Annotated in this window: 19 protein-coding genes; 13 read left to right on the forward strand and 6 right to left on the reverse strand. The window is 72.5% G+C overall.

Features of this window, described 5'->3' with window-relative positions:
- Genes ACT4N7_RS13185 through ACT4N7_RS13235 form a run of 11 tightly spaced genes read left to right on the forward strand, consistent with a single transcriptional unit; the run spans window position 1 to window position 12,024 of the window.
- Window positions 1-243, forward strand: coding sequence for a hypothetical protein (locus tag ACT4N7_RS13185; protein WP_444828981.1), 243 nt, complete (start codon window positions 1-3; stop codon window positions 241-243).
- On the forward strand, window positions 236-1,366 hold the full coding sequence (locus ACT4N7_RS13190; protein WP_444828982.1) for a beta-ketoacyl-[acyl-carrier-protein] synthase family protein: 1,131 nt from the start codon (window positions 236-238) through the stop codon (window positions 1,364-1,366). The genes ACT4N7_RS13185 and ACT4N7_RS13190 overlap by 8 nt, the downstream gene beginning before the upstream one ends.
- Window positions 1,363-2,079 (forward strand): hypothetical protein, encoded by a 717-nt coding sequence (locus tag ACT4N7_RS13195; RefSeq protein WP_444828983.1) that lies wholly within the window; start codon window positions 1,363-1,365, stop codon window positions 2,077-2,079. The genes ACT4N7_RS13190 and ACT4N7_RS13195 overlap by 4 nt, the downstream gene beginning before the upstream one ends.
- Window positions 2,076-3,731, forward strand: a complete 1,656-nt coding sequence (locus ACT4N7_RS13200) for a class I adenylate-forming enzyme family protein (protein ID WP_444828984.1) — start codon at window positions 2,076-2,078, stop codon at window positions 3,729-3,731. Before ACT4N7_RS13195 ends, ACT4N7_RS13200 begins: the two co-directional genes overlap by 4 nt.
- On the forward strand, window positions 3,724-4,998 hold the full coding sequence (gene fabF / locus ACT4N7_RS13205) for a beta-ketoacyl-ACP synthase II (protein WP_444828985.1): 1,275 nt from the start codon (window positions 3,724-3,726) through the stop codon (window positions 4,996-4,998). Before ACT4N7_RS13200 ends, fabF begins: the two co-directional genes overlap by 8 nt.
- Window positions 4,995-5,525: a hypothetical protein gene (locus ACT4N7_RS13210; protein WP_444828986.1), complete on the forward strand. Its 531-nt coding sequence runs from the start codon at window positions 4,995-4,997 to the stop codon at window positions 5,523-5,525. Before fabF ends, ACT4N7_RS13210 begins: the two co-directional genes overlap by 4 nt.
- Window positions 5,522-6,334: a 2-amino-3,7-dideoxy-D-threo-hept-6-ulosonate synthase gene (locus ACT4N7_RS13215; RefSeq protein WP_444828987.1), complete on the forward strand. Its 813-nt coding sequence runs from the start codon at window positions 5,522-5,524 to the stop codon at window positions 6,332-6,334. Before ACT4N7_RS13210 ends, ACT4N7_RS13215 begins: the two co-directional genes overlap by 4 nt.
- Window positions 6,331-7,455, forward strand: coding sequence for a 3-dehydroquinate synthase II family protein (locus ACT4N7_RS13220; protein WP_444828988.1), 1,125 nt, complete (start codon window positions 6,331-6,333; stop codon window positions 7,453-7,455). Before ACT4N7_RS13215 ends, ACT4N7_RS13220 begins: the two co-directional genes overlap by 4 nt.
- Window positions 7,452-8,819, forward strand: coding sequence for a class I adenylate-forming enzyme family protein (locus ACT4N7_RS13225; protein ID WP_444828989.1), 1,368 nt, complete (start codon window positions 7,452-7,454; stop codon window positions 8,817-8,819). The genes ACT4N7_RS13220 and ACT4N7_RS13225 overlap by 4 nt, the downstream gene beginning before the upstream one ends.
- Window positions 8,816-10,015 carry an enoyl-ACP reductase FabV gene (gene fabV / locus ACT4N7_RS13230; protein WP_444828990.1) on the forward strand — a complete coding sequence of 400 codons (1,200 nt, stop codon included), beginning with the start codon at window positions 8,816-8,818 and terminating at the stop codon, window positions 10,013-10,015. The genes ACT4N7_RS13225 and fabV overlap by 4 nt, the downstream gene beginning before the upstream one ends.
- A 32-nt stretch (window positions 10,016-10,047) precedes the next feature.
- Complete coding sequence (locus ACT4N7_RS13235) at window positions 10,048-12,024, forward strand: FAD/NAD(P)-binding protein (protein WP_444828991.1); 1,977 nt, start codon at window positions 10,048-10,050, stop codon at window positions 12,022-12,024.
- Window positions 12,025-12,042: 18 nt separating this feature from the next.
- Here ACT4N7_RS13235 and ACT4N7_RS13240 read toward each other — a convergent pair whose 3' ends face one another.
- The 6 genes from ACT4N7_RS13240 to ACT4N7_RS13265 all read right to left on the reverse strand — a co-directional run bounded on the left by ACT4N7_RS13240 (window position 12,043) and on the right by ACT4N7_RS13265 (window position 18,050).
- Window positions 12,043-13,227: a glycine C-acetyltransferase gene (locus tag ACT4N7_RS13240; protein ID WP_444829042.1), complete on the reverse strand. Its 1,185-nt coding sequence runs from the start codon at window positions 13,225-13,227 to the stop codon at window positions 12,043-12,045.
- A complete protein-coding gene (gene tdh, locus ACT4N7_RS13245) occupies window positions 13,227-14,255 on the reverse strand; it encodes an L-threonine 3-dehydrogenase (protein ID WP_444828992.1) in 1,029 nt (342 codons plus the stop codon). The genes ACT4N7_RS13240 and tdh overlap by 1 nt, the downstream gene beginning before the upstream one ends.
- A 68-nt stretch (window positions 14,256-14,323) precedes the next feature.
- On the reverse strand, window positions 14,324-14,959 hold the full coding sequence (locus ACT4N7_RS13250) for a DUF1707 SHOCT-like domain-containing protein (RefSeq protein ID WP_444828993.1): 636 nt from the start codon (window positions 14,957-14,959) through the stop codon (window positions 14,324-14,326).
- Window positions 14,960-14,968: 9 nt separating this feature from the next.
- Window positions 14,969-15,631 carry a response regulator gene (locus ACT4N7_RS13255; protein ID WP_444828994.1) on the reverse strand — a complete coding sequence of 221 codons (663 nt, stop codon included), beginning with the start codon at window positions 15,629-15,631 and terminating at the stop codon, window positions 14,969-14,971.
- Window positions 15,628-16,824: a MacS family sensor histidine kinase gene (macS, locus tag ACT4N7_RS13260; RefSeq protein WP_444828995.1), complete on the reverse strand. Its 1,197-nt coding sequence runs from the start codon at window positions 16,822-16,824 to the stop codon at window positions 15,628-15,630. The genes ACT4N7_RS13255 and macS overlap by 4 nt, the downstream gene beginning before the upstream one ends.
- Window positions 16,821-18,050, reverse strand: coding sequence for an AI-2E family transporter (locus tag ACT4N7_RS13265; protein WP_444828996.1), 1,230 nt, complete (start codon window positions 18,048-18,050; stop codon window positions 16,821-16,823). The genes macS and ACT4N7_RS13265 overlap by 4 nt, the downstream gene beginning before the upstream one ends.
- Window positions 18,051-18,111: 61 nt before the next feature.
- On the opposite strand from ACT4N7_RS13265, the gene ACT4N7_RS13270 reads away from it, so the two are divergent.
- Together ACT4N7_RS13270 and ACT4N7_RS13275 are read left to right on the forward strand one after the other, a co-directional pair.
- Window positions 18,112-20,352 (forward strand): hypothetical protein, encoded by a 2,241-nt coding sequence (locus tag ACT4N7_RS13270; protein ID WP_444828997.1) that lies wholly within the window; start codon window positions 18,112-18,114, stop codon window positions 20,350-20,352.
- A 205-nt stretch (window positions 20,353-20,557) separates the two neighbouring features.
- Window positions 20,558-21,346: a hypothetical protein gene (locus ACT4N7_RS13275; RefSeq protein WP_444828998.1), complete on the forward strand. Its 789-nt coding sequence runs from the start codon at window positions 20,558-20,560 to the stop codon at window positions 21,344-21,346.
- The last annotated feature ends 100 nt before the right edge of the window (window positions 21,347-21,446 follow it).

A 21,446-nucleotide genomic window follows, 5' to 3' on the forward strand; every position in this document is an offset into this window, starting at 1 on the left:
ATGTCGGTGACGCTCGCCGACCTCACCGAGTTGCTCGCGGAGAGTCCGGCGCAGGTGGTGCCCGCCGAGGCCGACAGCATGTTCGCCCTGGACTCGCTCGCCCTGACCTGGATGATCCACCTGATCGAGGAGCGGTACGGCATCGCGGCCGACCCGGACGACGAGGCCCTGTCCGGGCTGACCACGGTCCGGGCCATGCACGCGCACCTGTGCGGTCTGGCCATGGACCGGTCCGATGCGTGAAGCGGCGATCACCGGGTTCGGCGTGTTCAGCGCGTTCGGGCGCGGCCCGGACGCGCTGTTCGACTCCGTGTTCGCGGGCAAGCACGGCTTCCGCCGGGTGAGCCGGTTCGCGCTCGGGCAGCACCGGGCCGACCACGCCGCGCACGCCGACACCTCGCCCGCCCTGGCCGCGACGTTCGCGGACGTCACCGCGGACGCGCTGGCCATGGCGGGCATGGACGCCCCCGACGACGCCGCGATCCTGCTCGGCACCCAGGGCGACTGGACCGGCCTGACCAGGTACTGGGACGAGCCGGACACCGACCTGCTGCCGACCGCGGCCGGGGTGCACCCTGCCCTGCTCGCCGCGTCGGCGGGCATCACCCGCGGCAGGCGGCGCACGTTCGTCAACGGCTGCGTGGCCTCGGCGGACTCGATCGCCCAGGGCGCCAAGCTGATCGAGCTCGGGCGGGCGGACACCGTCATCGCGGGCGGCGGCTACCTGGTGGACGCCGAGTTCTTCGCCCGGTTCGACTCCGGCCGGGCGATCACCGTCGACCCGCCGATGCGGCCGTTCAGCCTCGACCGCACCGGTCTGCTGCTCGGCGACGGCGTGGCCGTGGTGGTGCTCGAAGCGCTGGACACGGCCCGGGCCCGCGGCGCGCGGCCACTGGCCACAGTGGACGGTTGGGGGATGGCGTCGGACGCGTACCACGTGTGCAGGCCCGATCCCGAGGGTTCGGGGATGAGCAGGGCGATCGCCGCGGCGCTGCGGCGGGCGCGGCTGGACCCGGCCGACGTCGGCTACGTCAACGCGCACGGGACCGCGACCGCGGTGAACGACCCGGCGGAGACCCTGGCGCTGCGCCGGGTGTTCGGCTCGGCGTGCCCGCCGGTCAGCTCCACCAAGTCCACCACCGGGCACGCCCTGGAGGGCTCGGGCGCGCTGGAGGCGGTCATCTGCCTGCTCGCGCTGCGCGAGGGCCTGCTGCCGCCGACGGCGAACTTCACCGAACCGGACCCGACCTGCGAGCTGGACTGCATCCCGGAGGGGCCGCGCGCGGCCAGGGTCGACGCGGTGGTCAGCGTGAACGCCGCGTTCGGCGGCGCGAACGCCGCGCTGGTGCTGCGGAGGGCGTCATGACGAGCGGCGCCGCGACCGGGCCGTGGGGCACCGACGTCGCCGATGTCGACACCTGGCTGTCCGCGGGCTGTGTCCCGCCGCGGGACGGACTGGTGCCCGCCGACCTGCCGCCGGTCGCCTGGTTCGTGCAGTCCCGGTTCATCCCGCTGGTGCGCCACACCCTGGCGCGCTGCCTGGACGAGGCGGGCCGCCCGGACGGCGCTGGCGTCGGGATGGTGCTCGCCTCGGTGCTCGGCGACACCACCACGGCGGATCTGGCCAGCGCCGCCGTGGCCATCGGCCGCAAGCCGCAACCGCTGCTGTTCTACCAATCCGTGCCCAACTCCGTCGTCGGCCACGTCGCCACCGAGTACGGCATCACCGGCCCGCTGACCTGCCTGGCGGGCGGCGCCGAGCTGTACGACGACGCCGTGGAGACCGTCGAGCTGATGTTCGCCGACGGCGTCGACCGCGTGCTGCTGGCCTACGCCGAACTCGGCACCGGCCGCAGGCCCGCGGACTCCATGCGCGCGCTCGACACGTGGTCGGGCGAGCCGCTGGTGGCTGGCTGGGAGTGCTGCACCGCGGTGCTGCTCACCGAGTCCGACTGCGCCGACCTGATCGCGGCGGGCACCCGGCTCAACGACCACTCGTCTGCGGCGCTGCTGCCGCGCCCGGTCCGCTCCTTCCTCGCCCTCACCACCGCATCCATGCCCAGGGAGCCTGCTCGATGACCTCTGCCAACCCGCGCCTGACGCTGGCGGCGACGCCCGGCATCGGCGCCGGTACCTACCTGCGGGCGATCCTGGCGACCGGCCGGGACTTGGCCGCGCCCGCGCTCTACCTGCCCGGCGCGGCCAAGGGCGACCCGCTGACCGAGCTGTCCCTGGGCGAGCTGGTGGCCAGGGTGGACGCGGTCGCCCAAGGGCTGCACGCCAGGGGCATCGGGCCCCGTGACCCGATCGCGCTGCTGTCGCGCTCCGTGCTGGACTGCGCGACCTTCTACCTCGCCGCGACCCGGCTGGGCGCGATTCCCGCACTGATCAACGCCAAGGTCCCGGTGGCGACGCTGCGCAGCTACCTCGACCGGCTCCGCCCGGTCGCAATGGTCGCCGACGAGGACCTGCTCGCCGCGGGCGCGGGCGCCGACCTGCGGTTCACCACCACGCTGGCGGAGCTGGCCGACAGCGGGATCGACCTGCCCGACTGGTACCCGTTCGCCCACCACGACGACGACCCGGTGCTGATCACGCACTCGTCCGGCACCACCGGCGTGCCCAAGGCCGTCACGATGACCCACCGGAGCCTGTTCGCGGCCATCCACTACCGGCTGCGGCTGCCGCTGTCGACCGCGTACCGGCGGATCGTCTCGGCGCTGCCGCCGTCGCACAACTCGGCGGTCACGCTGCTGTCCATGGTGCTCACGCACGACGTGCCGGTGCTGCTGCTGTCCACTCAGGACGCCGACGCGGTGCTGGACGCGATCGAGGCGTTCCGGCCGACCATGGTCACCGCGTTCGGCTCCACTTACGGCGAGCTGGCAGGGTGCGACCTGGACGCGCGCGACCTGTCCTCGGTCACGCTGTGGTGGAACAGCGGCGACGCCGCCCACCACGCGCAGATCCAGAAGCTGGTCCGGCACGGCAGCCGCGAGGTGGTCACCGCGGCGGGCCGGGCGACCGAGCGCGGCTCGACGTTCATCGACGGACTCGGCTCCTCGGAGATGGGGCACGCGCTGTTCCACCGGCAGCACCTGGCGGGCGACCCGGCCCGGCCGCGCTGCATCGGCAAGCCGTACCTGTTCGCTGAGGCCGCCGCGCTGAACACCCGGGGCGAGGTGCTGCCCGCGATGGAAGTCGGCCTGCTCGGGGTGCGCTCGCCCACGGTCACCCCCGGGTACTGGAACGACTCCGCGACCACGTTCCGCTCTCGGCTGAACGGGTACTGGCTGACCGGCGACCTGGTGTACCGCGACGCCCAGGGCAGCTTCTTCCACATGGACCGGGCCAGCGACGCGGTGCGCACGGAGCGTGGCGTGGTCTTCACCGTGTTGGCCGAGGAGTTGGTGCTCCAGGAGTTCGCCGAGGTCGCCGACTGCACCGTGGTCAGCCGAGTGGGCGAGCGGTCCCAGCCGGAGGTGCGGGTGCTGCTGGAGTTGGCCGACCCGGATGCCGCCTTCGACGAGGACGCCTGGCGCGCGCGGATCGACGCGGTCCTGGTCGCGCACGGAATGTCCACAGTGGACGAGGTGCGCCGGACGGTCGCCGCGGACGTGCCGCACGGGGTCACCGGGAAGGTCCGCAAGCGGGCTGTGCGGGAGAACCAGTTCGGCTGGGCCGCCGCGGCGGTGGAGCCGATGAACATCGTGGGTGGCCACTATGGCTGACCGTCGCGTTGTGGTGAGCGGCATCGGCATGGTCACCCCGCTCGGTTGGGACACCGCGGAGGTCTGGCGCAAGCTCTGCGCAGGCGAGTCGTCGGTGACGAAGATCGACCGCTTCGACGCGACCGGCTACCAGGTCGGCTTCGCCGCACAGGTGCTCGACTTCGACCCGGTGCAGTGGATTCCGAAGCAGTACGCCCGGCTGATGGACCCGTTCGCGCAGTACGCCACCGTGGCGGCGCTGACGGCGTGGGCCGACGCAGGCCTGGCCACCGAGTCCGAAGTGGACGGTGACCGGGTCGGGGTGATCATCGGGTCCGGGTCCGGCGGGTACGCCACGATCGTCAGCGAGGCCGCCGTGCTGGCCGAGCACGGCCCGCGCGCGGTGAACCCGTACTACGTGCCCGCCATGCTCACCAACATGGCCACCGCCCAGGTCGCGATCCGGCTCGGCGCGCGCGGGCCGAGTTCCACGCCTGCCACCGCGTGCGCGGCGGGCGCCAACGCGATCGGCGACGCGTTCCGCTCGATCCAGCGCGGCGACTGCGACATCGTGGTCGCGGGCGGCACCGAGTACTCGGTGCACCCGTTGGGGCTGGCCGGGTTCTGCTCGATGCGGGCCCTGGCGCCCGCGGGCGACGACCCGTCCCGGGCGAGCAGGCCGTTCGACGAGTCCCGCGCCGGGTTCGTGCTCGGCGAGGGGGCGGGCATCGTGGTCCTGGAGGAGTTGGAGTCGGCCCGCGCCAGGGGCGCGACGGTGTACGCCGAACTCCTGGGCTACGGCGCGACCACCGACGCGCACCACACCACGGCACCGGACCCGACCGGCCGGGGCGCGGCGAACAGCATGCGCCGGGCGTTCGCGGACTCCGGGGTCGCGCCGAAGGACGTCGGCTACGTCAACGCGCACGCCACCGCGACCAAGCGCGGCGACGCGGCCGAGATCGCCGCGCTGGACGAGGTGTTCGGCGAGCACGTCGAGGGCCTGCTGTGCAGCGCGACCAAGTCGATCACCGGCCACCTGCTGGGCGCGTCCGGCGGGATGGAGTTCATCTTCACCGTGCTCGCCCTGGTCACCGGCACCGCGCCGCCGACGATCAACCTGGAGCGGCCCGACCCGGCCATCCGGTTCGACCCGGTCGCGGACACCGCCCGCGCGGTGCGCCTCACCCATGCGATGAGCAATTCCTTTGCGTTCGGCGGCCACAACGCGTCGCTGATCGCCGGGGCCGTCGAGGACGCCACGATGTCGAGAAAGGTCTGGCAATGACACAACAGGAGAACGACGCGGCCTGGCCCGGTCTGCCGGAACTGTACCAGTGGTGGTGGCTGCACGACGCCCGCTGGTACCAGGAGGTCGCCACCAAGTTCGGCACCGACGTCGCGAACGAGCTCAACGCCAGCGCGGTCGCCTTCGTGGCCAAGCGGATCGGCTCCACGGTCCGCAAGACGCTGGGCAGGCCGGTCGAGGAACTGAGCATGGCGGAGCTGGTCGAGGTGTACCGGACCTGCGCCGAGGCGATGTTCCCGGCCGGGATGATCACCTGGGACATCCAGCCGACCGGGGTGGACAGCTTCAAGGTCGAGATCTCCAAGAGCTTCGCGGTGGACATGCTGCGCCGGGCGGGCAGCCTGGAGACTTACGCGTGCCCCTGCCTGGAGACCCGGGAGGGCTGGTTCGCGGGCCTCGGCGCGAAGTTCGAGACCAACGAGGTCGTGAGCTGCCTGCGCAAGGGCGACGCGTGCTGCACCATGCTCGGCACGGTCGCGCAGCCCGCGGCTGGTGACCCGCGATGAGCCAGGGCAAGCGACTGCGCATGGCGCGACTGTCGCGCTCCGGTGGCGACCGGTTCCTGTTCGTGCCGATGGACCACTCGCTCACCGACGGGTCGATCGCCACCGCGCCGCGCTTCCGGCAGATCGTCGCCGAGATCGCCGGGGCGGGCGCCGACGCCCTGATCGTCCACAAAGGACGGGCCAGGGCGGTCGCCGAGGTGCCGCTCGGCTCAACGGCGTTGATCGTGCACCTGTCCGCCAGCACCAACCACGCCGCCGACCCGAACGCCAAGGTGCTGGTCGGCGACGTCGAGGACGCGGTGCGGCTCGGCGCGGACGCGGTGAGCGTGCACGTCAACATCGGCTCGCTCACCGAGCGCGAGCAGTTGGTCGACTTCGGCACGGTGGCGTCGGCCTGCGAGCGGTTCGGCATGCCGCTGCTGGCCATGGTCTATCCGCGCGGCCCGCAGATCACCGACCCGTACGACCCGACGCTGATCGCGCACGCGGTCAGCATCGCGGTGGACATCGGCGCCGACATCGTCAAGACCAACGTGCCGCGTCCGCTCGACGAACTCGCGACCGTCGTCGCGGGCAGTCCCGTGCCGGTGGTGTGCGCGGGCGGCTTCGCGGGCGGCGCACTGATCGACCTGGCCACCGGGATCATCCGGGCGGGCGGCGCGGGCATGGCCGTCGGCCGCCGAGTCTGGGGCGACCCAGACCCGGGCGCCGTGGTCCGCGAGCTCGTCAAAGTGATCCACCCCGATCCCAGTCCCCTCGTGCCGTACGACTCGTCGGCGCTGACCGCCCTGACCGGAGCAACAAAGTGAAGCTTGTCTGGATCGACCTGCGTGACGTTCCGGCCGAGGCGGTCGACGCCGTCCGGCAGGCCGCCCTGCACAACCGCGCCGACGTGATCGTCGACGCCGACCCTGCCCGGCTCGCCGAGCTGCCGCCGACGGTGACCAAGGTGTACGCGGGCAAGGAGGTCGACGGCTGGCAGACCGCCGAGAAGCTGCCCGAGTCCGCGTCGTTCGCCGCGGACCTGGTGCTGCTGCCGGTGAGCACGCACGCCGAACTGTCCCGATTGGACGGTCAGCGCTACGACGTGGCGCCCTACATCGTGGTGCGCGACCACGAGACGCTGGACGTGGCCTGCGCCAGCGCGGCCCGGCTGCCGTGCACCGTGGTCGAGTTCACCGACCCGACCAAGATCCCGCTGGAGATCGTGATCGCCGCCGCCGACAAGGCCGCCGGTCAGCTCATCTGCCGGGTGGTCGACGGCGAGGAGGCCACGATCGTCCTCGGCGTGCTGGAGAAGGGCTCGGACGGCCTGCTGCTTTCCCCGCGGGCGCCGGACGCGGTGGTGGAGTTGGTCAAGCGGCTGCAGGACAGCACCCCGCCGCTGGAGCTGACCACGCTGACCGTGCAGAGCATCGAGCACGTCGGCGTCGGCGAGCGGGTCTGCGTGGACACCTGCAGCCACTTCGGCGAGGACGAGGGCATCCTGGTCGGCTCGTTCGCGCACGGCTTCATCCTGTGCGTCAGCGAGACGCACCCGCTGCCGTACATGAAGACCCGGCCGTTCCGGGTGAACGCGGGCGCGCTGCACTCCTACGTCATGCAGGGCGACAACCGGACCAACTACCTCAGCGAGCTGAGCAGCGGCTCCCCGGTGCTCGCGGTGCGCACCGACGGCTCCACCCGCCGGATCGTGGTCGGCCGCTCGAAGCTGGAGCGCCGCCCGCTGCTGCAGATCAACGCGGTGGCGCCGGGCGGGGAGAAGGTCAGCCTGACCCTGCAGGACGACTGGCACGTGCGGGTGCTCGGCCCCGGCGACGCGGTGCTCAACGTGACCGAGTTGACCCCCGGCACCGAACTGCTCGGCTACCTGGCCACCGACCGCAGGCACGTTGGCTACCCGGTCGACGAGTTCTGCGTCGAGACATGACCGAGTCGAACTGGGTCGACGACCTGGTCCTGGCCGGGGCGCCGGACCGGCGCGACGCGGTGCGCTTCATCGGCGGCGAGGTGTCCTACGCGCGGTTGCGCGCGGATGTCCGCGGGTGGAGCGACAAGCTGAGCGCGGCGGGCGCCGGGCCGGGTGTGGTGGTGGCGGTCCAGATCGCGCCGAGCGTGGACTACCTCACCGCCCTGCTCGGCGCGCTGCGGCTGGGCGCGCAGGTGCTGCTGATCGACTTCCGGCTGACGCCCGCGGAGCGCGCGGCGTGCCTGCGCGGGTTCCGGCCGCGGATCGCGCTGAGCGCGCCCGCCACCGGCAAGCTCACCGCGTTCCAGGCGGCCAGGGACGTCGAGCTGACCGTCGACCCGGAGGGCAGGCCCGCCGAGACCGAGCACTGCGTGGTGCAGTTCTCCTCCGGCTCGACCGGACTGCCCAAGGTGATCGGGCGCACTTCGGGGTCGATCATCGAGGAGCTCGACCTGTTCGCCGGGTTCCACGGCTGGGTGCGCGGCGGCGACGTGGTGCTGGCGCTCAACTCGCTGGCGCACTCGTTCGGGCTGGTCGGCGTGGTGCTGCACGCGCTGCGGTCCGGCGCGACGGTGGCGTTCGCCGACCGCGCGCTGCCCAAGGACCTGCGTGCCGCGCTGACCGCGTTCGCGCCGACGGCGGTCAGCGGCGTGCCCGCGCACTTCGACCTGCTCGCCACCCTGGACCGGGGCGTCCTGGACGGGGTGCGGGTGTGCGTGTCCGGCGGCGAGCTGATGACCGAGCAGACCTACACCCGGTTCGCCGAACGCCACCGGCGCACTCTCGGCCAGTCCTACGGGCTGACCGAGGTGGGCATGGTGGCGGGCGACGCGTTCGGTGTCGTCGGCCCGGCTGTCGGCTGGGTGTCCGGCAACCACCGGGTGCGCGTCGTGGACGGTCAGATCGAGATCGCCGTCGCCGCCTCGCCGTACCTGTCCGCGGAGGCGGGCGACCGGTACGGCGAGGGCTGGCTGCGCACCGGGGACCGGGGCACGCTCGACGAGCGCGGCGTGCTCACCCCGCACGGCCGGAACGACTCGATGGCCGTGGTGGGCGGACTCAAGATCGACCTGACCGAGATCGAGCAGTCCCTGCTGGCCCTGCCCGAGGTGGACGAGGCCGTGGTGCTGATCACCGACGGGGTGATCTCGGCGTTCGTCGGCAGTTCCGTCGGCGTCGGGTCCGACCGGCTGCACCAGTGGTGCGCCGAGCGCCTGGCGCCCTACAAGATCCCGCGCCGGTTCCAGGTCGGCCCGACCCTGCCGCGCACGACCACCGGCAAGCTGCTGCGCCGGGCCGACCAGCTCACCGGGAGCCCGGAATGATCATCGCGCCCGCCTTCCGCGGTCCGCTCAGCGTCACCGCCCACCCGGCGGGCTGCGCCGCGCACCTGCGGTCGTGGCTCGACCGGGCCCGCGCGGCCGAGCCGATCGCGGCACCGCGCCGGGTCCTGGTCGTCGGCAGCTCCGGCGGCCTCGGGCTGGCCGCCCGGGTCGGTGCCGCGTTCGGCGGCGGCAGCGGCACCGTGGGGGTGTGTCTGGAGCGCGGCGGCAGCGAAACCCGCACGGCCACCCCCGGCTGGTACCGGTCCGCTGCGTTCGAGGAGGCCGCCGGGCAAGCCGGTCTGCCTGCCGCGACGGTCGTCGGCGACGCGTTCGCCGAGCGGACCAAGGCAGCCACCTGCGACGTGGTCCGCGACCTGCTCGGCCAAGTCGACCTGGTGGTCTACAGCGTCGCCGCGCCGCGCCGGACCCACCCGCACACCGGCACGGTGCACCGCTCGGTGATCAAGACGGTCGGGGAGCCCTTCACCGAGAAGGGCTACACGGTCTCCACCGGGCAGGTCCGCGAGATGACGCTCGGACCGGCCACCGAGGCGGAGATCGCGGACACCGTCGCCGTGATGGGCGGCGAGGACTGGGCGTACTGGCTGTCCGCGCTCGGTTCGGCAGGCGTGCTGGCGCCGGGCGCGCGCACCGTCGCACTGTCCTATGTGGGCACTCCGCAACTGGCGCCGACCTACCGGCAGGGCACCCTCGGCGCCGCCAAGGACGACCTCGAACGCACCGCCCGGCAGCTCGACGCGCACCTCGCGGAGTCCGGCGGCGGCGCGCACGTCGCGGTGATGCAGGCCCTGGTCACCCAGTCCAGCGTGGCCATCCCGATGAGTTCGCTCTACACCGTGCTGCTGCTGCGCGCCTTGGCCGACGCGGGCATCCGCCAGGACGTGTTCGACCAGGGGCGGCGGCTGATCGCGGACGGGTTCGCCGACGGCGCGCGGCCCTCGATGGACGACTTCGGCCGGATCAGGATGGACGACCGGGAGTTCGACCCCGCCGTCCAGGCGCAGGTGTGGGACCGCTGGGCCGCGACCACCAGCGAGAACCTCGCCGAACTCGGCGACGTGGCCGCGTTCGACGCCGAGATGCGCGCGCTGTACGGATTCGGCATCCTGGGCGTCGACTACGCCGCGGACTGCGACCCGGCGGCGACCTTCCCCGGCGCGGTACTGGTCGACTGAGGATCATCCTACCCACCGCCTCTGGGGGCACGGTGTCGAACGAAACCATCAAGCTGTGCGTCATCGGCCTGGGCCCGCGCGGCCTGTCGGTGTTCGAACGGCTGTGTGCGAACGCCCACGAGTGCCTGTCCGAGGGCGTCGAACTGGTGGTGCACCTGGTCGACCCGCACCTGCTCGGCGGCGGGCAGGTGTGGCGGACCGACCAGGACCCAGAGCTGCTGATGAACACGGTCACCTCGCAGGCCAGCGTGTTCCTCGACGACAGCGTCCAGTGCGACGGTCCGGTCGTGCGCGGACCGAGTCTCTACGAGTGGGCCCGGTTCATCTCGATCCTGTCGATCATCGCGAGCCCGCAGGGCATCCCGGACCACGTGCGCGCCGAGGCGGCCCGGCTCGGCCCGGACTCGTACCCGTCGCGGGCGTTCTACGGGCACTACCTGTCGTGGACCATGCAGCACCTGATCCGGGTCGCGCCCGCGAACATCCGGGTCGAGCTGCACGTGGCGGGCGCGATCGACCTGCGCGACGGCGCGGACGGCAGCCAGATCGTCACCCTGGCCGACGGCGAGACCATCACCGGCCTGGGCGCGGTCGTGCTCACCCTCGGGCACCTGCCGAACCGGCAGACCACGACCGAGGCGGCGTTTACCCGGTTCGCGGTGCACCACCGCCTGCGTTACGTGCCGCCGGGCAACCCGGCCGACGTGCGCCTCGACGCGATCGGCCCCGGCGAGCCGACCGTGCTGCGCGGCATGGGCCTGAACTTCTTCGACCACATGGCCCTGCTGACCGTCGGACGCGGCGGCTCGTTCCACCGCGGCGACGGCGGGCTGGTGTACCGGCCGTCCGGCCGGGAACCCAAGCTGTACGCCGGGTCCCGGCGCGGCGTGCCCTACCAGGCGCGCGGCGAGAACCAGAAGGGCGCCGCGGGCAGGCACATCCCCCGGCTGCTGACCGACGCGGTGATCGCGGACTTCCGCGCCAGGGCCGACCGCGGCGAGCCCGCCGACTTCCGCACCGATCTGTGGCCGCTGATCGACGCCGAGGTGCGGACGGTCTACTACGCGACGCTCGTCCGGGAACGGCTCGGGCCGGTGGCGGCCGACGAGTTCGCCGACCGGTTCCTCACCGTGGCCGGTCGCCCCGGGGCGGACGACCCGTTTGCCGCCGACCCGCCGGACGCCGAGTCCGCCCTGCTCACCGGGTACGGCATCGGCGAGGGCGAGCGGTGGGACTGGCACACGATCGCCCGGCCGTACACCGGCACGCGGTTCACCGGCACCGCCGAGTTCCGCGCCTGGCTGCGGTCCTATTTGGACACCGATGTGCGCGCGGCCCTGCTGGGCAACGTCCGGGGTGCCCTCAAGGCCGCGCTGGACGTGCTGCGCGACCTGCGCAACGAGATCCGCCTGGTGGTCGACCACGGCGGGCTGTGTGGCGACTCGTACCGCGACGACCTGCAAGGCTGGTACATGCCGCTCAACGCGTACCTGTCGATCGGGCCGCCCGTGCGCCGGGTCGAGGAGATGATCGCGCTGATCGACGCGGGCGTGCTCGACGTGCTCGGCCCCGACCTGCGGGTGGACCGCGCGCCGGACGGCCGGGGCTTCGTGGCCTGGTCCGGGCTGCTGCCCGACGTGACCGTGCAGGCCACCGCGCTGATCGAGGCCCGGCTCCCCGAGCCCGACCTGCGGCACACCACCGATCCCCTGGTGCGCACCATGGTGGCCAGAGGCGAGTGCGTGCTGTACCGCATGCCGGTCCGCGGCGGCGGCCACTACGCCACCGGCGGGCTGGCGGTGACCACCCGCCCGTACCGGCTGCTCGACGCCGACGGGAACCCGCACCCGCGCAGGTTCGCGTTCGGGGTTCCCACCGAGACGGTGCACTGGGTGACCGCGGCGGGCATCCGGCCAGGCGTCAACTCCGTCATCCTCGGCGACGCGGACGCTGTCGCGCGCGCGGGCATCTTCGCCGCGGTGCCGCAGTCGACGCTGGCCCGGCGGTGACGCTCAGGCCGTGTCGACCTACTCGGCCATCTTGTCCCGGGCCGCGATGAAGGCGTCCACCGCGCGGTGCACGTCGTCGGTCGAGTGCGCCGCCGACATCTGGGTGCGGATGCGGGCCTTGCCGTGCGGCACCACCGGGTAGGAGAAGCCGATCACGTACACGCCCTGGTCGAGCAGCAGGTCCGCCATCCGCCCGGCCCGCGCGGCGTCGCCGATCATGACCGGGATGATCGGGTGTTCGCCCGGCAGCAGGTCGAAGCCCGCGTCGGTCATCCGGGACCGGAACAGCGCGCTGTTCTCGCGCAGCCTGGTCAGCAGGTCGCCCGAGGAGTCCAGCAGGTCGAGGGTCGCCAGCGCGGCGGCGGTGATCGACGGGGCCAGCGAGTTGGAGAACAGGTACGGCCGCGACCGCTGCCGCAGCATCGCCACGATCTCGGCGTGCGCCGCGACGTAGCCGCCGCTGGCGCCGCCGAGCGCCTTGCCGAGGGTGCCGGTGTAGATGTCCACGCGGTCGCCGACGCCGAAGTGCTCGGGCGTGCCGCGGCCGGTGGCGCCCATGAAGCCGACCGCGTGCGAGTCGTCCACCATGACCAGGGCGTCGTACCGCTCGGCGAGCGCGCAGATCTCGTCCAGCGGCGCGAGGTAGCCGTCCATGGAGAACACGCCGTCCGTGGCGATGAGCCGGTAGCGCGCGCCCTCTGCTTCCCGCAGGCGCGCCTCCAGGTCGGCCATGTCGCGGTTGCGGTAGCGCGCTCGGCCCGCCTTGCACAGCCGGATGCCGTCGATGATCGACGCGTGGTTCAGCTCGTCGGAGATGACCACGTCCTGGTCGGTCAGCAGGGTCTCGAACAGGCCGCCATTGGCGTCGAAGCACGAGCTGTAGAGGATGGTGTCCTCGGTGCCGAGGAACCGCGACAGCCGCTGCTCCAACTCCTTGTGCGGCGCCTGCGTCCCGCAGATGAACCGCACCGACGCCATCCCGAACCCCCAGTTGTCCAGGGCGTCCTTCGCGGCGTGGATCAGCACGGGGTGGTCGGCGAGGCCGAGGTAGTTGTTGGCGCAGAAGTTCAGCACCTCGGTGTCGCCGCCGACCTTCACCGCCGCCCGCTGCGGGCTGGTGATCACCCGCTCGGCCTTGTGCAGCCCGGCCGCCCGGATCTCGGCCAGGCCAGCCAGCAGGTCTTCGCGCATCGCGCCGAACATCAGCTCTCCCAATCCATGATGACCTTGCCGCAGCGGCCGCCGCGCGCGGTGGCGAACGCCGCCCGGTGCTCGGTGTGGTGGAACCGGTGGGTGATCACCGGGCTCAGGTCGAGGCCGCCCTGCAGCAGGACCGACATCGCGTACCAGGTCTCGAACATCTCGCGGCCGTAGATGCCCTTGATGGTGATCATCTTGAGCACGACCGAACTCCAGTCGATCGCGATCTCCCGCGCGGGCAGGCCGAGCATGGCGATCTTGCCGCCGTGGCACATGTTGGCGATCATCTCGCGCAGCGCGGAGGGCTGGCCGGACATCTCCATGCCCACGTCGAAGCCCTCGGTCATGCTCAGCTCGCGGTAGACCTCGGCCACCGACGTCGTGCTGACGTCGAGCGCCAGGCTGACGCCGATCTTGCGGGCCAACTCCAGCCGCGGCTCGCTGACGTCGGTGATCACCACGTGCCGGGCGCCCGCGTGCTTGGCGACCGCGGCGGCCATCAGCCCGATCGGGCCCGCGCCCGTGATCAGCACGTCCTCGCCGAGGATCGGGAACGACAGCGCCGTGTGCACCGCGTTGCCGAACGGGTCGAAGATCGCGGCGACGTCCAGGTCGACGTGGTGGCTGTGCACCCACGCGTTCTGCTCGGGCAGCACCGCGTACTCGGCGAACGCCCCGTCGGTGTGCACGCCAAGGCCGATCGTGTTGGCGCACAGGTGCCTGCGCCCGGCCCGGCAGTTGCGGCAGGTGCCGCAGATCAGGTGCCCCTCGCCGCTGACCAGGTCGCCGACCTTGACCTTGGTGACCGCGGCGCCGACCTCGACCACCTCGCCGACGAACTCGTGGCCGAGGGTGAGCGGAGCCTGGACGGTCTTGGCCGCCCAGTCGTCCCAGGAATCGATGTGCAGGTCGGTGCCGCAGATGCCGGTGCGCAGCACGCGCAGCAGGATCTCACCCGGTCCCGGCTTCGGGTCCGGGACCTCCACGAGGTCCAGGCCGGGGCCCGGGGCGAGTTTGACCAGAGCCTTCACGATTCCTCCGATGCAGCGGGATGTGTGCCCGCGCGGAGTCTGCCTTACGTCCACACCGCCAGATCAGCCTAGTTGTCCCAGGAGACCTTCCACGGCCTGCGGATCGTCAGCGACCCGATGCGCACGTAGGTCGGCCTGCGGATGGTCAGCGACCCGGCTGTGACCGTCCCGACGATGACGAAATGCGTACCGCCGAGGCGCGCGCCACCCCTGACCTTGTTGGTGACGCTGCCCGCGGTCACCTGGACGTCGTCCGCGTCCACCGACGCGCTCTCCGGCATCAGCAGCTCCACCGATCCGCCTGCCACGTCCACCTCGACGCGCACCTCCGCGTGGTCGATGACCGCCTCGGTGAAGTCCAGGTCGGTGGAGCCCATCCGGTTGCGGATGAGGATGTCCTGTGGGACCACCCAGTTGCCGTTGCGCTTGACCGAGGACATGGTCGAGCGGAACTCGACCGGCCTGCTTGCGACAGCGCCGGGCAGGTCGCGGTTGACCACGCCGGGCAGGTCGACCAGGACACCGTTCAGCTCGGACCGGGTGCGCGCGGCGAGCGCGATGTCGGTGCGCGTGGTGAACTCGTCGAGGTTGATCAGGCCGTGCCCGATCGCCTTCTGCAGCACCGTGATCACGTGCTCGCGTTCGGCGTCGGAGACGCGCAGGTCTCGCGGGTCGATCGGGCCGGGCGGCCGCGCTTCTGTCACGGAACCAGCCTACTGCTCGGGCTCGGTGTCCAAGCCGTGTTCGATCGCGTACCTGGCCAACTCGACGCGGTTGTGGAGCTGGAGTTTCCGCAGCGTCGACTGCACGTGGTTCTCCACGGTGCGGTGCGAGAGCACGAGCCGGTCGGCGATCTGGCGGGCCGTGAGCCCCTTCGCCACCAGCCGCAGCACCTCGGTCTCCCGGTCGGTCAGCCGCGGCGTTGCGCCGTCCTCGGGGCCCGCGGCCATCCGCCGGTACTCGCCGAGCACCAGCCCGGCGAGGCCCGCGGTGAACACCGCGTCGCCCGCCGCCGTCCGGCGTACCGCGGCCACCAGCTCCTCGGCGGACGCGGACTTCACCAGGTAGCCGGACGCGCCCGCCTTCACCGCCTCCAGCACGTCGTCGTGCTCACCGCTGGCCGACAGCACCAGCACTCGGGTGGCCGCCAGGTCGGCGGTGATCTGCCGGGTGGCGTCCACACCGGACTCGGCGCCCAGGTTGAGGTCCATGAGCACCACGTCCGGCCGCACCGCGCGGGCGATGCGCACCGCCGAGGGCGCGTCGCCCGCGGTCGCGCGCACGTCGAACCCGCGTTCGGACAGGTCGCGGGCCACGCCGTCGCGCCAGATCGGGTGGTCGTCGACCACCATCACCGAGATCCGCCCTTCGGTCACTGTCTCCCCCTCATGCCTCTGCGCCCGACCCGCGGCACCCGCACCTCCCAATCCGTCCCGGCGTCCGGCGCCGTCTCCAGGGTGATGGTGCCGCCCAGCTCGGTCACCCGGCCCCGGATCGACCGGGCGATGCCCATCCGGCCCTCGCCCTCGGCGGCCGAGATCCGGCCCGCGGCGATGCCGACGCCGTCGTCGCGGATGCTCAGCACCACCTCGGCGCCCAGGTCTTCGAGCAGCACCCAGGCCCGCGCGCCCGGCCCGGCGTGCTTGTCGACGTTCGCCAAGGTCTCTTGCACCAGGTAGGCCAGCTCGGTGGCCGCCGAGTCGGCGACCATGACCGGCGTCGCGGGCACCGACACCTGGTACCTGTCCGTGGCCAGCACCTGCAGCCGGGGCCGTAGGTCGGCCGCGCCGTCCGCGGTGGACTCCAGCGGCGCGGCCGCGACCAGCGCGCGCAGCGCCACCTCCTGCCTGCCTGCCAACTCGGCCAACTCGGCCGCCTCGCCACCCAGCTCGCGCCCGCGTTTGCCGACCCGGGCCAGCACCTGCAGCACGCTGTCGTGGATGGAGCGCGCCAGCCGCTCCCGCTCGGCCGTCGCCGCCTCGACCCGCAGGGCCTTGGCCAGCCGCTCCGCCGACTGCCGCGAAGTTGTCGTGGCCAGGCCGAGCACGAACCCGATGCCGACCAGCAGCACCAGGTCGCGGGTCAGGTCCGTGTCGACATATCCGCGCACGCCGTAGTTGGCCAGCGACACCACCAGCCCGAACACCGTGCCGCCGACCATGCCCGCGCGCACGGCGCCGACCGCGACCACGGCCGTGACCCACACCGTCGGCACCAGCGGTACGCCCAACTCGGTCATCTGCTCGTCAGTGAGCACCAGCCGCGACATCGCCATCGCGCCGAGGCACACGGCCAGGTCGAGCACGGTGAACCACAGCGGACCGCGGGCGTCGCGCAGGTAGACCACGGAGGTGACCGCTGTCCAGCCCGCCATGATCCCGACCGTGACCCAGGCCAGCGCGGCGCTCGCGTACTCGGACTGGTGCATGGCCACGACCCCGGCGGCGAACAGCAGCGTCATGATCCGCAGCAGCACCGCGGCCCGCCACAGCGGCGCCGTCGGGTCCTTCGGCTCGGGCCGGTCCGGGCCGCGGTAGCGCTCGCCGGGCAGCCGGACCCCGCGCGTCACGGCCGGGTCGGCTCCGGGTCGGCCGCCGCGTCCTCGGCGTCTTCGGTGTCGTCTCCGGTTTCGTCGTCGGCCTCGGCGTTGGGCCGCGAGCCCGCGTCATCGAGCACCTCGACGTCTTCCGGCGCGGCCTCGGTTTCGCTCAGCAGGGACCGGATGCCCGAGTTGAGCACCGCGAGCAGCGGCACGGCCAGCAGCGCGCCCGCGATGCCCGCCGCGATCAGGCCGACCGCGATGGCGAGCACGACAGCCAGCGGGTGCAGCTTCACCGCGCGACCGAGCAGCAGCGGCTGCAACACGTGGCTCTCGATCTGCATCACGCCGATCACCACGACGAGCACGATCAGCGCCGAGACGAACCCGTTCGCCACGAGCGCGATCAGTATCGCCACCGTGCCCGCGATGAGCGCACCGATGATCGGGATGAACGCGGTGAGGAACACCAGCGCGGCCAGCGGCACCACCAGCGGGACGCCGATGATCCACAGGCCGATCCCGATGCCGACGGCGTCGAACACGGCCACCGCCGCGGTCGCCCGCACGTAGCTGACCAGCGAGGCGAACGAGCGCCTGCCCGCCACGTCGACCCGGTCGCGGACCGTCGCGGGCACGCCGCGCACGATGAACCGCCACATCCCGGCGCCGTCGGAGAGCATGAAGATGAGGATGAACAGCGTCAGCACCAGCCCGGTGAGCACCTCGCCGATCGTGGTGGCCGTGGTGATCGCCCCCGAGGTGATCGCCGACTGGTTCTCCTTGATCGCGTTGATCGCGTCGTCCAGATAGCCCTGGATCTGGTCCTGACGCAGGTGCAGCGGCCCGTTGGCCAGCCACTCCCGGATCGCGTCGAGGCTGTCGTTGACCTGGCTCTGGAGCTGGGGCAGGCCGTTGCTGAACTCGGTGATCACGAACGTCAGCACGCCGCCGACCACGGCGAGCCCGCCGACCATCACGATGGTGGCGGCCAGCCCGCGCGGCACCCGCCACTCGACCAGCTTGCCGACGCCGGGCGCCATCAGCGCCGCGAGCAGCAGCGCGATGGCTATCGGGATCACCACATGGGAGAAGTAGCCCAACAGGTAGATGATGACGTACAGCGCGCCGATGATCATCAGGAACCGCCAGGCCAGCGCCGCGCTGACCCGTAGTCCCTTGGGCACCAGCGGGGTGACGTCGTTGCTCGGAGGCGTCGACCGGTGCTTCATGCCCGCGACGCGGTTTCTGGTCATCGCGATCACGGTATCTGGCGAACCGGTCCGCGGCGACGGATGCGTCTGATGTGATGACCATGTGACCGACTACGTGCCGCTGTCCGCGCTCACCGACACCGAGCGGGCCGTCCGCGCGGCGTTCACCACCGGCACCCACCTCGACCTCACCGGGCGCGCGGACCGCGCGGTCCGTGCCCCCGTGTTGGCCGCGCTGCTCACCGACGCCTACCCGCTCGACGACGGCGCGATGCCCGCGCTGCGCCTCGACCGCGCCGTCGTCACCGGCAGGCTGGACCTCGAAGGCCGCCGGGTGCGCCACGTCATCACCCTGCGCCGCTGCCACTTCGACCAGGCGCCGATCCTGCGCATGGCCCGGCTGACCGCGCTGAGCCTGCGCGGCTGCCACACCCCGGGCCTGCGGGCGCGGAACCTTCGGGTGAGCAGCGACCTGGTGCTCGAAGCCGGGTTCACCTGCAACGGCGTCCTCGACCTCACCGACGCCACCGTCGACGGCACGCTGCGCCTGTCGGGTTCCGTGCTGCGCAACCCGAAGTCCGGCGCGCTGCTGGGCGCGCGGCTGCGGGTGTCCGGGTCGGTCCAGGCGGTGGCGCTGCGGGCGTTCGGTGAGGTGCGGCTGCGCGGCGCGAACGTCGGCGGCAGCGTCTACCTAACCGGCGCGAGCCTGGTCCACCCGGTCGGCGACGCGCTGGAGGCCACCGGCCTGGTCGTCACGGGCAATCTGCTCTGCGACACGGGCGGCGGCCGGTTCGACGCCGCGGGCGCCGTCGTGCTCGCGGGCGCCCGGATCGGCGGCGACGCGGTGTTCTCCGGCGCCTACCTGCACGACGCGCAGGCCACCGACAGCCAGGTCATGGTCATCCCCCGCGGCGTCGCCGAGGACCACACCGTCCTGGACGCCGACCGCGTGCGCGTCGACGGCGACGTCAAGCTCGACGCGGGGTTCACCGCGGTCGGCGCGGTCCGCCTGCGCGGTGCGCGGATCGGCGGCCACGTTCTGCTCTCCGGCGCCACCATAGGCATTCCCAAGGTCGTGGCCAGGCTGTCCGCGGCGTTCGCCGCCGGGCGGGCGGTCGACTCGGTACCGGTCGCCCTGGTGGCCGACGGCGTCGAGGTCGGCGGCGACGTGGAGGCCCGCGGTGCGGTGCGCGGGCGGATCGACTCCGACGGCGAACGGCGCTCGGCCCTGCGCGCGTACGGCCAGGTCCGCCTGGTCGACGCGGTCGTCCATGGCAGCGCCAGCCTGTCCGGCGCACGACTGCACGCGCCGGCTATCGATGCGCTGTTCGCCGACCGGCTGCGCGTCGGCGGCACCCTGTTCCTGCGCAAGGTGCGGATCAGCGGATCCGTGCGGCTGCAGAACGCGAACATCGGCTCCACCCTGGACTGTTCCGGCGCTCGCCTGCTCAAGCCGCGCATCCGCGCGAACGGCACGGTCAAGCCGTCGCTGGACGCGCGGGTCGCCACGGTAGGCAAGGACTTGCTGTGCAGCCACGGCTTCCGGGCGACCGGCGGGGTGCGGGTGCGGCTGGTCGAGGTCGGCAAGATGGCCACCTTCGCGGGCGCCCGGCTCGGCGGCCGCTCCGGCCCCGGCCACCCGGTCGCGGACAAGGCGCTGTCGGCCTATGGGCTCACCGCGCAGGAGCTCGTGCTCGCGTTCTCGCCGCGCAGGCCGCCGAAGGGCCAGATCGTGCTCACCCGGGTCAGTGCCGTGTCGGTCATCGACGGGCCCGCGCTGTGGGAGGCCGACGGCGGTATCGACCTGGAGGACTTCACCTACCAGGCGATCAGCTCCTACCCGAACGTGCCGGTGCAGACCCGGCTGGCCTGGCTGCGCGCCGTGCAGCCGGACTTCGCGCCGGGCCCGTACGAGCAGCTCGCCGCGGTGTACTCCGCGGGCGGCGACGAGGAGCTGGCGCAGAAGGTGCAGTTGGAGCGCCAGCGCAGGCGCTACGCCGAACTGCACCTCGCGGGCCGGGCGTGGGGCAGGCTGCAGGACTGGACTGTGGGCTACGGCTACCGGCCGTGGCTGGCCATCGTGTGGCTGACGCTGTTCTGGCTGCTGGGCACGCTGTGGTTCCTCGGCCACCGGATGGTGAACCTCGACGTCGACGTGAACCCGGTGTGGAACCCGCCGCTGCTCGCCACCGACCTGCTGCTGCCCATCATCGACCTCGGCCAGGACAACAAGTGGCGGATGGTCGGCCCGTCCCAGTGGATCGCGGGCGCGTTGATCGCCGTCGGCTGGATTCTGGCCACGACGGTCGCTGCCGGCGCGACCCGGGTGCTCAAACGCGGATGATCCACAGGTGTGGACAGTTTCGCTCCGTAACGGGCACACGCAGGCGTGCTAACTGATCGTGATCTGTGGAAACACTCTGTGTTCGTCACACGATCAGGTAGGTCTCCTCTGTCACGCGTGCATAACGACGGTCCGCGATGCCACTGTCTGCGGTGCACGGTGATCGCCGTGCGGCCCCAGATCGGAAGGCGACAGGTACCGAACCGTGGACCAGGCGAAGAGAGAGACGACCGCACTCGTGCGGCGCGTGGTCTCTCGTGCGCTGTTCGTCCTCGGGGGCACCGTCGCCACGACCGCCGCGGCCTGGGCCATCTCGTCGGCCACCGCCGTCGCGGACACCACCGCCGACCTCCAGCACAACCTGCGTTCCGCCGTCGAGGCACTGCCGGTGCTCGACGCGCCCGCGCTGGCCGACGGCAAGGCGCTGGTCATCGGCGTCACCGACAGCCTCGGTCGGATCATCGGCGAGCCGATGGACCCCGACTTCGGCGCCCACGCGCAGGAGTCGGTCGAGGAGTTCGGCCGCCAGATCGCGGAGCACCTGACACCGAAGCCCCTCTCGGTCGAGCGGATCGACACCGTTGTCGAGTCCCTCACTGAGCTGTCTCCCGCGCCTGTCGCGCCGCCCGCCGCCGAGGCCCCGGTCACCGTGGTCACCCTCGCGGACAAGGTGCGGCCCGGCGCGGTCGACGAGATCGCCGTCGCGGGCGCGAAGGAACGCGCCAACGCCGACGGGATGAACCGGCGCGGTTCGCCGGTGCCCGCCGACGAGGCTCCCGGGCTGCCCGGCGGCCCCGGCCCGCTGGCGCCGCTGAGCGTTCCCGCGCCCGCCGCCCCCGGTCACACCGGGACCGGCTCTGTGGACGCCCCTGTTCTCGGTCTGCTCTCCGCAGTCCCGGCAGGCACCGACCTGACGGCCACCGACGCGCTGCGTTCGGCCCAGGTTCTGGTGCCCGCCACCGTCGCCGCCCAGCCCGGCGTCACCCCCGACTGATTTCCCGCGCGGCCGCGGAGCGTCTTGAGCTCCGTCGGGTCATGCGCGTAGTCCGCATGCCCAGGCCGTGCCTTCCACCCGCGGGTCCTCCCGCATCCCC

It is taken from the genome of Actinokineospora sp., assembly GCF_052390155.1.
In the GTDB taxonomy this organism is placed as follows: domain Bacteria; phylum Actinomycetota; class Actinomycetes; order Mycobacteriales; family Pseudonocardiaceae; genus Actinokineospora.